Origin of the sequence: Aestuariivita boseongensis, from assembly GCF_001262635.1 — a bacterium.
Taxonomy (GTDB): Bacteria; Pseudomonadota; Alphaproteobacteria; order Rhodobacterales; family Rhodobacteraceae; genus Aestuariivita; species Aestuariivita boseongensis.
Map to the genome: position 1 here is coordinate 71256 of NZ_JXYH01000013.1, position 11265 is coordinate 82520.

An 11265-nucleotide genomic window follows, 5' to 3' on the forward strand; every position below is an offset into this window, starting at 1 on the left:
CACGGTTATGACACCGCCGGAGGCCCCAGAGGATGGCACAGCCACCGAAGGGAATGCGCCTCCGGCGGTGTCCGTTTGTGTGACGGGTCTCAAACACAGATCGGATTTCCTGCGCGCCGCAAAGGCCCGCAGGCAGGGCACCAAGGGGATGATGGTGCAGGGGCGAAAGCGCGCCCCCGGTGAGGCGGACGGCATCCGCGTGGGCTTTACCTGTTCCAAGAAGGTTGGCAACGCGGTCGCGCGCAACCGCGCCAAACGCCGGATGCGCGAAGTCGCGCGGCTGGTTCTTCCCGACGCGGGGCGCGACGGCTGGGATTACGTCCTGATCGGCCGGGCAGAAGCGACCGCCGCCCGCCCGTTCGACAAGCTGCAGGACGACTTGCGCTTTGCGCTTTCGAAAATACATGAAGCCACATGAGCCCACTTGCCCATATCGCCGCATTGCCCGTGCGCGCCTATCGGCTGATCTTTTCGCCATGGGTCGGGTTTAACTGCCGATATCAACCGACCTGCAGCGCTTATGCGCTGGAAGCGCTGGAAAAACACGGGGCTTTTCGGGGCAGTCTTCTGACACTCAGGCGGATCGGGCGGTGCCATCCGCTGGGAAGTTCCGGCTATGACCCGGTGCCCGAACCCGAAGACAGGCCGTAGGACGGGACTTGTCCCGCCTCAGACGATCAGTTCCAGCCTGCTGCCCCTGCCCACCCGCGTGACGATGCGGTTGCGGTCCACATCGCCTTTCACCGTTTCGGTCACATCACGCATGAACGTGTCGTCCCAGAAATACCAGGTGTGACTGTCATTGGGCAGATGGTCGAACTTGTGCTTGTTGGCCTCGTAATAGGTGCCGGTATCGACCTCCACCGCCTTGCCGGGCGCGTCAGAGGGCAGACCCACCCGACCCACGCGCGGGCTCACCCCCACCCGTTTGATGTTCGACAGCGACAGCGCGGCATCGAACGGGTTGGAGTAATTCGTCAGTCGCACGCAATGGCGATAGAGCGAGCTGGTCTTCGGGTTGCCATCCGTCAAAGAGCTGGTCGACACATCGCCCGACACCAGCATCACCTGACTGACTGACCAGCTGTTGGCGGCGATGGCAGGCCGGTCATCCGCATCGTCAAAGGCTTCGCGGACCACATAGGCGCCCATGGAATGGGCCAGAAGATGCATATTGATCTCGCAATCCGGGGTCTGGCGTTCGGCAAAAGCGGCAATGCCCGCATCCACCAGGTACCGCGCTGTCTGTTTCGCGTCAGACCGGTCTTCGAGATAATTCAGCGCGGAAGAGGCCGAAGGCCAGTCGAAGCTGACAACAACACCTTCAAACCCGTGCTTTTCGACGCCCTTGCGGATCAGGCGGTGCCGTTCCAGCATGGTTGAGGTCGGCGTGTTGAAGCCGTGGACATAGATCAGGATATCGCCCTTGGGTTCGCCCGTTCGCGGGTTCAGTCCGGATTTTGCGTGGGCCATCACTTCCCTGGCCCATTTGTCGGGCATGCCGCTACCTGCTGAACCGATCTGATGCGTCGGATCAATATCCGCGGAATTCTCGGGCACTTTCAGAAAATAGGTGCTGCCCGGCTCATTGGTGAACGCGCCTTTGCGCACACGGCGCACGGTAAAAATGTAATCCATCAAAACATCCTTTCCCGGCCCGACAGGCCGCAAAACCGCAAAACCGCAAAACCGCAAAAGATAAACTGCGGGAGACGACATGCAGTCTTGGATGGATTATCAATTGACGCAAGGTCAGGTTTCCCTGACCGGCGGGGCGGCGCTCAGAGTTTCTCGAAGGTGATAATGACCTCGCCGATATCGACGCCGAAGCGTTTCATATAGGCGCGGTTCAAAAGCCGGTCTTCGGACAGCAGCCACATCCAATCGTCGAAAGTCACGCGCAGCGTGCCGTCGGGCACCGGCAGGTCGATGGTGTATTGCCAGTTGAAGGTATCGCCGCGCTCCTGACCGCTGGCCGTGCCGATGACGCCGGGCGCAGTGCCAGTCCAGCTGTCGGGGCCGGTCTTTGTCAATGTCCAGATGCGCTGTTCGGTCGAGCCGTCCTCATAGACGAAATCTTCGACCAGTTTCAGCCGGCTGCCATCCCATGTGCCGGTGATATCGACCTCGAACCGGCGGCGGACGGTGCCGAAGACGTCCTGAAACTGGCCATAGGCTTTGGATTTTCCGGCGAAGAAGACCTCCAGATCCAGTTTGCGGTCTGACAGGTGTGCATCCTCCAGCGCCGGTTTGCCGGTGCAGGCAGCAACCAGAAAGGCAAGAGCGAGAAAGATCAGGATACGGAACATGGGCTGCTATCATGGCTATTGGCTTTTGCCTGAACTGGCGCAAATGCGCCAAAGGTCCAGTGCAGCCCTTGTTGCGAGCGGGGATTTCTTGCCCAGCGCAGCGGAACGCACTAAAGCATCGCGCATGCGTGATACAGCTGATGACGATATCCACCCGCTTTTTGCCGGCGCCCCGGACAGCACCGAATTTCGGAAGCTGCGCAAGCGCATTGTACGCCAGACCCGCGAGGCGATTGACCAATATGGCATGATCGACCGCACCGCGCGCGGGGGCGATGATGGGCAGAAACCGAAGTGGCTGGTCTGTCTGTCCGGCGGGAAAGACAGCTATACCCTTCTGGCCGTGCTGCACGAGCTGCAATGGCGCGGCCTTCTGCCGGTTGATATACTTGCCTGCAATCTGGATCAGGGACAGCCGGGTTTTCCCGCGACCGTCCTGCCCGAGTTTCTTGAGCGCATGGGCGTGCCGCACCGGATCGAATACCAGGACACCTATTCGGTCGTGGTCGACAAGGTGCCACAGGGCCGGACCTATTGCGCGCTGTGTTCGCGTCTGCGGCGTGGGCATTTGTACCGCATTGCGCGGGAGGAAGGCTGTTCGGCGGTGGTTTTAGGCCATCACCGCGATGACATTCTGGAAACCTTTTTCATGAACCTGTTCCATGGCGGACGTCTGGCGACGATGCCGCCCAAGCTGGTGAATGAAGAGGGCGACTTGTTTGTCTATCGCCCGCTTGCCCATGTGTCAGAGGCCGATTGCGAGAAATTCGCCCGCGCCATGCAATACCCGATCATTCCCTGCGATCTGTGCGGCTCGCAGGACGGCTTGCAGCGTCAGCAGGTCAAACAGATCCTCGATGGGTGGGAAAGAAACAGCCCCGGCAGGCGGCAGGTCATGTTCCGCGCGCTGATGAATGCGCGGCCGTCGCACCTTCTGGACCCGAAACTGTTCGATTTCGTGGGGCTTGCAAGAAAATCGGAACAATTTGAGCAAAACGACAGCGACATTCCGCGGCTGAGTTAACAGCCCGGATACTTTGCCCGGTTAGCGTGCCTGCGACTGATGAAGGAGGCCCGCCTATATGTTCGCGCGCAATCGCTGGTACACCCTGTATGCGGGTCGGATCGTTTGCATGTCCTGGGCGCTTGCTCTGCTACCGGCTGTTTTGCTGAGTGGGTACTTTTTGGGTGGGGAACGCTGGCTGGTGATTTTGGCCTTTACCTGCCCAATGGCGCTGCTTTTGCTGCGGCTTGCCGATCCGACACGCGGGGTTGGGCAAGGTCTGCGCGATGACCGCACGGGGCTGCTTTTGCAGCCGGGCTTTGATACCGCGCTGGCAGAGGTTTGGGGCCAAACCCACGCGGGCGGTCAGAAATCAGCCTGTTTCCTTGTGGAAATTGACGACGCGGACGATCTTATGGCCCGCCACGGCCAGGCGGCTTTGGATCAGATCGCGCAAAGCACGGCCGATCGTATATTGAGCGCGCTGAGGGACGCAGATCATGTTGCACGGCTTGGCGATGCGCGCTTTGCCATTTGCCTGTCACCTATGCAGCAACTGGATCTGGAGAGGGGGCTTCAGATCTCGGGCCGGTTGCAGGCGGTGCTGGAGGAGCCTGTGATCCTGGACGGATTGACCGTGTATGTGTCCTGTTCGGTGGGCTTTTGCCTGCGCAACCGGGCCCCGGGCGCCGATTGGCGCAGCTGGCTTGCCGCTTCGCAGCTGGCGCTGGCGCAGGCGCGGCAAAACGGTCCGTCTTCGATCCGCGCCTACACGCCTGAGATGCAGGCGCGCCATGACGTGGAAACCAGTCTGCGCAGTGACGTGATGCAGGCGCTGGAGGATCAGGCGTTTCAGGCCTGGTTCCAGCCGCAGATCAACACGGATACGGGCCGGGTTTCGGGGTTCGAGGCGCTGGCGCGCTGGCCCGATGCGGCGCGCGGCCCCGTAACCCCGGATCAGTTCCTGCCTGCCATCGCCGAACAGGGGCAGATGCCCCGCTTGACCCGAATGATTCTGCGCCAGGCCCTGCAGGCATTGGTTTGTTGGGATAATTCAGGCCATGACGTCCCCAGTGTGGCCGTGAACCTTTCACCGCAGGATCTTATGGACCCCGCCTTGCCCGACACCATCGCCTGGGAGCTTGAGCGCTTTGATCTTGCACCCGAACGCCTTTGCCTTGAGGTGCTGGAAACCGTGGTGGCCGACGCGCCCAGCGATATCACCGTGCGCAACCTGACGCGGCTGCACGATCTTGGATGCGCCATTGATCTGGATGATTTCGGCACGGGCCATGCGTCAATTGCCGCGCTCAAGCGGTTTCCGGTGACCCGGATCAAGATCGACCGGTCCTTCGTGGTCAAATGCGACCAGGACCGTGATCAGCAACGCCTTATCAGCGCCCTGCTGACCATGGCGGAGCGGCTTGAGCTTGAAACGCTGGCAGAAGGGGTGGAAACCGCGGGCGAACATGCGCTTCTGGCGCAGCTTGGATGCGGCCATGTGCAGGGTTTCGGCATCGCGCGACCGATGCCGGTGGAGGAAACCGGCGCGTGGCTTGAGCAGCATCACGCCAAACTGGCCGCACCGCCACAGATCAAGCGCCGCACCGGCTGAACCGTCTTCAATCGCTGACCTTGGGTGACAGGGCGCGGCGCGCGCGCCCAGTTCGCCGGAATCTGCTTGACCTTTGGGCTGGCACTCTGTTGAACCCACCTGTCTGGAAACGCATGAGGTAGCGGCCCGTTATGGACGATCAGAACAAGAATCTCATCCTCGCGACTGCGCTGAGCTTTCTCGTCATTCTGGTGTGGTTTGTTCTTTTCCCACCCCCAGAACCCGAGCCGCTGACCGAACCGCCCGCTGCCGCCACAACCGTGCCTGCCGAGGGCGAAACCGCTGCAGTCCCGCAAGCGGCCGGTCCCACAGGTGACACGGCCACGCCCCAGACCGACACGCGCCAGGACGCGCTGGCAGCAGCACCGCGGATCGAGATTGACACACCGCGCCTCAGCGGCTCCATCTCGCTTCTGGGCGGACGCATCGACGATCTGTCGCTCAAGGATTACCGGGTGGAAAACACACCCGACGCCCCCATCGTGACCATGCTGTCGCCGGTCGATGGGCCCAACGCCTATTACGCGCTTTACGGCTGGGCCGCCGGTGCGGGTTTGAGCGCCGATCTGGTGCCCGGACCGAACACCGTCTGGTCGCTGGCGGATGGCGGCACGCTGACCCCCGAAACCCCGGTCACGCTGAGCTGGGACAATGGCGCCGGCCTGACCTTCACCCGCGTCATCGCGATTGACGACGATTACATGTTCGATGTCACCCAAAGCGTGCAGAATACAGGCGCGGGCACCGTGACCCTTGCGCCCTATGGCATCATCGCCCGACATGGAGAGCCGCAGGATCTGAAAAACTTCTTCATTCTGCATGAAGGCGCCATTGCCATGGCCGATGGGGAACTGATCGAAACCGATTATGACGATATCGATCCGGCTGCCGATCACGATGCCCGCACCGTGGCCGGAAACGGCTGGACCGGGTTTACCGATCACTATTGGATGACCACGCTGATCCCCAAACCGGGCACGGCATTTGAATTCAGCACGATCCGCGACACCGTGCGCGACATATATCAGACCACCACCAAGCTGCCGACCGTGACGCTGGCGGCCGATGAAAGCATTGCCTTCTCGACCCAGCTTTTCGCCGGTGCCAAGGAATGGGACGCGGTGCGTCAGTACCAAAGCGATGGGATCGAGGGCTTTGTCGATTCGATTGACTGGGGCTGGTTCTTCTTCCTGACGAAGCCGATCTTCTGGCTGCTGCATGAAATCAACCTTCTGATCGGCAATATGGGCTGGTCGATCATCGCGCTGACGCTGATCATCAAGGCGATCCTCTTCCCGCTGGCATTCAAATCCTATGTCTCCATGGCGAAGATGAAGGAACTCCAGCCGCAGATGGAGGCGCTGAAGGAACGCGCAGGCGACGACCGCCAGAAGCTGCAGCAAGGCATGATGGAGCTTTACAAGAAGGAGAAAGTGAACCCGGCTGCGGGTTGTCTGCCGATCCTTCTGCAGATCCCGATCTTCTTCTCGCTTTACAAGGTGATCTTTGTCACGATCGAACTGCGGCACGCACCATGGCTGGGCCCCTTCCAGGACCTGTCGGCGCCTGACCCGACCTCGATCCTTAACCTCTTTGGTCTGCTGGGCAATCCGGGGCCCGAGCCGGGATCGCTGATGGCGCTTTTCTTCATCGGGATCCTGCCCTTGCTGCTGGGTATCTCGATGTGGCTGCAGCAAAAGCTGAACCCGGCACCAACGGACCCCACGCAGAAGATGATCTTCGCCTGGTTGCCCTGGGTCTTCATGTTCATGCTGGGCGGGTTTGCCTCGGGTCTGGTGATCTACTGGATTGCGAACAACACAATCACCTTCATCCAGCAATACACGATCATGCGCAGCCAGGGGTACAAGCCGGATGTCTTCGGCAACATCCGCGAAAGCTTCAAGCGTGACGGCAAGGCGGAAGCCAAGCCCAAGGGCGGCGACAAGGGCAAAGGCTAATGACGGGCGCGGTCACCCAGCTGTGGCGGCATCCGATCAAAAGCCATGGGCGCGAGGCGCTTGAACGTGTGACCGCGGTCGCCGGTCAGGCGCTGCCCTTTGATCGGTTCTGGGCCGTGCAGCATGACCACTCCAAACATGACGGAGAGGGCTGGGCCGATTGCATGAATTTCATGATCGGCACCCGTACCCCGGGGTTGGCAGGCCTGTGGGCCAAGCTGGACGAGGGCCCGCGCCGCGTCACGCTGAGCCATGAAAAACTCGGCAAGCTAACCTTTCACCCCGACGATTATCTTGAGGCCAGTCAGTTCCTGGCCTGGATTGCCCCACTGATCCCTGAAAACCGCGCCCAGCCACGCCGCGTGGTTCAAGCCGGGACCCGGGGCATGACGGATACCGATTACCCGTCGGTGTCGATCATGAATGAAAGCTCGCACCGCGCGGTGTCGCAAAAGCTGGGCCGCCCGATCGAGACGGAGCGCTGGCGCGGCAATGTCTGGTTCGACGGGCTTGCCCCCTGGGAGGAGTTCGACTGGCTGGGCAAGACGATACGCGTGGGTGGCACCGTGCTGCAGGTGCAGGACCGCATCGAGCGCTGCCTGCATACCGCTGCAAATCCCAAGACCGGCGTGCGCGATGCCGACACTCTGGGCGCCCTGCGCTCCGGTTGGGACCATCAGGATTTCGGCGTCTATGCCCAGGTGATCGAAGGCGGCGACATTGCGATTGGCGACAAGGTCGAACTTGCATGAGCGCCGCCCTACCCTTCCCCGAGGCCGAAAACCCCGACGAAGCCAGCATCGAACGCGGCCGCAAGCTGTTTGCGGGGCCGTGCGATTTCGTCAAAGGGGTCGTCGCCATGTCGGGCCTGCCCCCTGCCGACCGGGTGGAGGTCTGCTTTGCCGGGCGGTCGAATGTGGGCAAGTCATCCCTGATCAACGCGCTGACCGGTCGCAAAGGTCTGGCGCGCGCGTCAAACACCCCCGGCCGCACACAGGAGATCAACTTCTTCGCGCTGGGCGACACGCGCTATCTGGTTGACCTGCCCGGCTATGGCTTTGCCAATGCGCCGGTTGCAGTGGTCGAGAAATGGCAGAGGCTGCTGAAACAGTACCTGTCGGGCCGCCAAACCCTGCGCCGCGCCTTTGTGCTGATCGACGCGCGCCACGGGATCAAATCTGTCGATGAAGAGATCATGGCCCTTCTGGACAGCGCGGCGGTGACCTTTCAATGCGTGCTGACCAAGACCGACAAGGTCAAGGACAAGGACCGCGCGCGCGTGCTGGCCCAAGTGCGCGAGAAACTGTCGAAACACCCCGCCGCCTTTCCCGAACTGGTCCTGACCTCGAGCGAAAAGGGCGACGGAGTAGCCACCCTGCGTGCGATCATTGCCGGTCTGGAATGAGGTTTTTCCGCGAAAAATCTTGCCCGCCCCCGGGATCACGCGCAGAAAGGCGTGAAACGGAACGCAGATGAAGACACAAGACATGAACCGCGATTGGATTGCCACCGCCGAGACCCTGTCTCGAGCCTTGCCGTATTTGCAGCGCTATGCAGGCGCCACCGTCGTGATCAAGCTGGGCGGTCACGCCATGGGCAGCGACGAGGCGATGGACAGTTTCGCGCGCGACGTGGTGCTGATGCGTCAGGTGGGTGTAAACCCGGTGATCGTCCATGGTGGCGGGCCGATGATCAACGCCATGTTGAAAAAGCTCGATATCCAGTCGGACTTCGTGAACGGGAAACGCGTCACCGATGCCGCCACGGTCGAAGTGGTCGAAATGGTGCTTTCCGGTGTCGTCAACAAGCGCATCGTGCAGGCCATTGGCCGTCAGGGCGGGCGCGCGGTGGGCCTGTCGGGCAAGGACGCCAGGCTGATCACGTGCACGCAGACGCATCCCGATCTGGGCTTTGTCGGCACGCCGTCCCGGGTTGACCCCAAGATCCTGCGCGGTCTGTTCGATCAAGACGTGATCCCGGTGATCGCCCCCATCGGCGCGGGTGACGAAGGTGAGACGTTCAATATCAACGGCGATACGGCAGCAGGCGCGGTTGCCGCTGCGCTGAAAGCCGACCGGCTGTTGCTGCTGACGGATGTGGCAGGTGTAAAGAATGCCGACGGCGATGTGGTGACCGAGCTGAAGGCCGAACAGATCCGCCAGATGACGCGTGACGGCGTGATCGCGGGCGGGATGATCCCCAAGACCGAAACCGCGCTGGATGCCATCGACGGCGGTGTGCGGGCGGTGGTCATTCTGGACGGGCGCGCGCCCAATGCCGTGCTGCTTGAGCTTTTTACCGAACATGGCGCGGGCTCTCTCATCCGGCCCGACATACCGCCGCAGTGACGGCTTTGTGTCCCGCGCGGGCTTGTTCCGCGCGGTTTTGGGCATAGTGTCAGACCCATGGAAAACGAAGCGGTCATTCGCCTGTCGATCTTTCTGGGGCTGTTTGCGCTGTTCGCCCTGGCCGAGGCGCTGTTGCCGCGCCGTGCACGCGTGCAGCCACGTGCGCATCGCTGGTTCACGAATTGGTCGATCACCGTTCTGAACACGCTGACCCTGCGCCTTCTGGCGGTGGGCCTGCCCCTTTTGGCGGTTGGGGCTGCCGTGGATGCAGCGAATAACGGCTGGGGGTTTTTCAATATCGTCGGTTGGCCGGTCTGGCTGGAGTTTCTGCTGGCCGTGCTGATCTTTGATTTCGCCATCTGGCTGCAGCATCTGATCACCCACAAGGTGCCGATCCTGTGGCGGTTGCACCGCGTGCATCATGCCGACCGGGACATGGATGTGACCACAGCGATCCGTTTTCATCCTGTCGAAATCGCACTGTCGATGCTGTTGAAAATCGGTCTTGTCTATCTGCTTGGACCGGCTGCGCTGGCCGTGATCGTTTTCGAAATCCTTCTGAACGGCACCGCCATGTTCAACCACGCCAATATCCGTTTGCCGCTTGGTCTTGACCGCGTGCTGCGAATGGTGCTGGTCACGCCGGATATGCACCGCGTGCACCATTCGGTGCATCGCTGGGAACATGACAGCAATTACGGCTTTGCTCTGTCGATCTGGGACAGGGTGTTCCGCACCTATATACCGCAACCCGAAAAGGGCCATGACGGGATGACAGTTGGTCTGGAATGGCAGGATGACAGCCCCAGCACCCTGGGGTGGAGCCTAGCCCTGCCCTTCCGGCGCAAATGAACTGGGCTTTGCTGCGCGGCGAACTGGCCGGGCAGGGCCTTGTTCTGATGGGGCTGCTTCACGAGGACGGTGAAACGCTGGCGCTGATCGGGACGGGCGGCGGTTCCTGGCCACGGTTCTGCGCAAGCCCCGAATACGCGGATGGTGCACCAGATCCGCTGGATCGCTGGTCAAAGCGGGTGTTGGGAGATCTTGCCACCAGGCTGGGCGCGGTCGGATCTGTGTTCCCTTCGGACGGCCCACCTTATCCGCCCTTTATCCGCTGGGCGCTGGCATCGGGGCGGTTCTGGTCCAGTCCGGTTGGGATGCTGGTCCATGACGGCCAGGGGCTGATGTTCTCACTGCGCGGCGCGCTGCGGTTTCAGGGTATGTTGCCATTGCCCGACCAATCCGGGCCAAACCCCTGCGAGGCCTGCGCAGACCAGCCTTGCCTGACAGCCTGCCCTGTAGGTGCCCTGTCCAATGAGACACCCTATGACGTGGAGGGATGCAAGACGCACCTGCGCGCGCCCGAAGGCTCCGATTGCATGACCGGGGGTTGCCTGGCACGTCGCGCCTGCCCCGTCAGCCAGATTTCCCCCCGCGATCCTGCACAATCCGCTTTTCATATGCGCGCTTTTCTGCAGGGATAATCCCATGCTGACCCTGATCCTGATGCGCCATGCGAAATCCAGCTGGGATGATCCGTTCCTGACGGATTTCGAACGCCCGCTGAACAAGCGCGGGCAACGTTCGGCCCATGCCCTTGGCGATTGGCTCCGCGCGCAGGATCTGGTGCCGGATGAGGTGATCAGTTCGTCCTCCACGCGCACCGGAGAAACGTTCGAGGGGTTGGGTATCGACACGCCCGTTCGGTACACGAAAGCGCTGTATCACGCAGGACCCGGAGAGATGTGGCAAGTGCTGGCCACAGCCACCGGCAAGCGCGTTCTGATGATCGGCCATAATCCCGGCATTGCGGCTTTTGCCGAACAGATCGTGCAAAACCCACCGGAACATGCGCGGTTCTGGGACTACCCGACTGGGGCCGCCACGGTGATGGAGTTCGACGCGGAAAACTGGGGAGAGGTAACCCTGGGATCAGGCCGTGTGACCCAATTCGTCATCCCGCGGGAGTTGTTGGAATAGAAAAGGCGGGACAAGTCCCGCCTTAACCGTTCTGACAGGCGGCGGGACG

The 11265-nt window shown here is 61.5% G+C and carries 13 protein-coding genes; 11 read left to right on the plus strand and 2 right to left on the minus strand.

What is annotated here, in order from left to right; all coding sequences use genetic code 11:
- Positions 1-7 precede the first annotated feature (7 nt).
- Complete coding sequence (gene rnpA, locus TR61_RS07505; RefSeq protein WP_050929301.1) at positions 8-418, plus strand: ribonuclease P protein component; 411 nt, start codon at positions 8-10, stop codon at positions 416-418.
- On the plus strand, positions 415-651 hold the full coding sequence (yidD, locus tag TR61_RS07510; protein WP_050929302.1) for a membrane protein insertion efficiency factor YidD: 237 nt from the start codon (positions 415-417) through the stop codon (positions 649-651). Before rnpA ends, yidD begins: the two co-directional genes overlap by 4 nt.
- Positions 652-669: 18 nt before the next feature.
- Here yidD and TR61_RS07515 read toward each other — a convergent pair whose 3' ends face one another.
- Together TR61_RS07515 and TR61_RS07520 are read right to left on the minus strand one after the other, a co-directional pair.
- Positions 670-1638 (minus strand): alpha/beta hydrolase, encoded by a 969-nt coding sequence (locus TR61_RS07515; RefSeq protein WP_050929320.1) that lies wholly within the window; start codon positions 1636-1638, stop codon positions 670-672.
- Positions 1639-1781: 143 nt separating this feature from the next.
- Complete coding sequence (locus tag TR61_RS07520; protein ID WP_050929303.1) at positions 1782-2309, minus strand: DUF3833 domain-containing protein; 528 nt, start codon at positions 2307-2309, stop codon at positions 1782-1784.
- Positions 2310-2433: 124 nt separating this feature from the next.
- Between TR61_RS07520 and ttcA the strand changes: the two genes are divergently transcribed.
- The 9 genes from ttcA (at position 2434) to TR61_RS07565 (ending at position 11216) form a co-directional block, all read left to right on the plus strand.
- Positions 2434-3333, plus strand: a complete 900-nt coding sequence (ttcA, locus tag TR61_RS07525; RefSeq protein ID WP_050929321.1) for a tRNA 2-thiocytidine(32) synthetase TtcA — start codon at positions 2434-2436, stop codon at positions 3331-3333.
- Between the two features lie 58 nt (positions 3334-3391).
- Positions 3392-4927, plus strand: coding sequence for a putative bifunctional diguanylate cyclase/phosphodiesterase (locus TR61_RS07530; protein ID WP_245626837.1), 1536 nt, complete (start codon positions 3392-3394; stop codon positions 4925-4927).
- Positions 4928-5058: 131 nt separating this feature from the next.
- Positions 5059-6888 carry a membrane protein insertase YidC gene (gene yidC / locus TR61_RS07535; RefSeq protein WP_050929304.1) on the plus strand — a complete coding sequence of 610 codons (1830 nt, stop codon included), beginning with the start codon at positions 5059-5061 and terminating at the stop codon, positions 6886-6888.
- On the plus strand, positions 6888-7640 hold the full coding sequence (locus TR61_RS07540) for an MOSC domain-containing protein (protein WP_050929305.1): 753 nt from the start codon (positions 6888-6890) through the stop codon (positions 7638-7640). Before yidC ends, TR61_RS07540 begins: the two co-directional genes overlap by 1 nt.
- Positions 7637-8293, plus strand: a complete 657-nt coding sequence (gene yihA, locus TR61_RS07545; protein ID WP_050929306.1) for a ribosome biogenesis GTP-binding protein YihA/YsxC — start codon at positions 7637-7639, stop codon at positions 8291-8293. Before TR61_RS07540 ends, yihA begins: the two co-directional genes overlap by 4 nt.
- A 67-nt stretch (positions 8294-8360) precedes the next feature.
- Positions 8361-9236: an acetylglutamate kinase gene (argB, locus tag TR61_RS07550; RefSeq protein WP_050929307.1), complete on the plus strand. Its 876-nt coding sequence runs from the start codon at positions 8361-8363 to the stop codon at positions 9234-9236.
- Between the two features lie 57 nt (positions 9237-9293).
- Entirely contained in the window at positions 9294-10088 is a 795-nt protein-coding gene (locus TR61_RS07555) for a sterol desaturase family protein (RefSeq protein ID WP_050929308.1), read from the plus strand.
- Entirely contained in the window at positions 10085-10720 is a 636-nt protein-coding gene (locus tag TR61_RS07560) for a hypothetical protein (RefSeq protein WP_050929309.1), read from the plus strand. Before TR61_RS07555 ends, TR61_RS07560 begins: the two co-directional genes overlap by 4 nt.
- Before the next feature lie 4 nt (positions 10721-10724).
- Positions 10725-11216: a SixA phosphatase family protein gene (locus TR61_RS07565; RefSeq protein WP_050929310.1), complete on the plus strand. Its 492-nt coding sequence runs from the start codon at positions 10725-10727 to the stop codon at positions 11214-11216.
- Positions 11217-11265: the final 49 nt, after the last annotated feature.

Excerpts from the sequence above, each read along its gene's own strand:
- TR61_RS07560 (WP_050929309.1), top strand. The coding sequence starts at position 10,085 with ATGAACTGGGCTTTGCTGCGCGGCGAACTGGCCGGGCAGGGCCTTGTT.
- yidD (WP_050929302.1), top strand. The coding sequence starts at position 415 with ATGAGCCCACTTGCCCATATCGCCGCATTGCCCGTGCGCGCCTATCGG.
- argB (WP_050929307.1), top strand. The coding sequence starts at position 8,361 with ATGAAGACACAAGACATGAACCGCGATTGGATTGCCACCGCCGAGACC.
- TR61_RS07520 (WP_050929303.1), bottom strand. The coding sequence starts at position 2,309 with ATGTTCCGTATCCTGATCTTTCTCGCTCTTGCCTTTCTGGTTGCTGCC.
- rnpA (WP_050929301.1), top strand. The coding sequence starts at position 8 with ATGACACCGCCGGAGGCCCCAGAGGATGGCACAGCCACCGAAGGGAAT.
- TR61_RS07555 (WP_050929308.1), top strand. The coding sequence starts at position 9,294 with ATGGAAAACGAAGCGGTCATTCGCCTGTCGATCTTTCTGGGGCTGTTT.
- TR61_RS07515 (WP_050929320.1), bottom strand. The coding sequence starts at position 1,638 with ATGGATTACATTTTTACCGTGCGCCGTGTGCGCAAAGGCGCGTTCACC.
- ttcA (WP_050929321.1), top strand. The coding sequence starts at position 2,434 with ATGCGTGATACAGCTGATGACGATATCCACCCGCTTTTTGCCGGCGCC.
- TR61_RS07530 (WP_245626837.1), top strand. The coding sequence starts at position 3,392 with ATGTTCGCGCGCAATCGCTGGTACACCCTGTATGCGGGTCGGATCGTT.
- yihA (WP_050929306.1), top strand. The coding sequence starts at position 7,637 with ATGAGCGCCGCCCTACCCTTCCCCGAGGCCGAAAACCCCGACGAAGCC.
- TR61_RS07540 (WP_050929305.1), top strand. The coding sequence starts at position 6,888 with ATGACGGGCGCGGTCACCCAGCTGTGGCGGCATCCGATCAAAAGCCAT.
- TR61_RS07565 (WP_050929310.1), top strand. The coding sequence starts at position 10,725 with ATGCTGACCCTGATCCTGATGCGCCATGCGAAATCCAGCTGGGATGAT.
- yidC (WP_050929304.1), top strand. The coding sequence starts at position 5,059 with ATGGACGATCAGAACAAGAATCTCATCCTCGCGACTGCGCTGAGCTTT.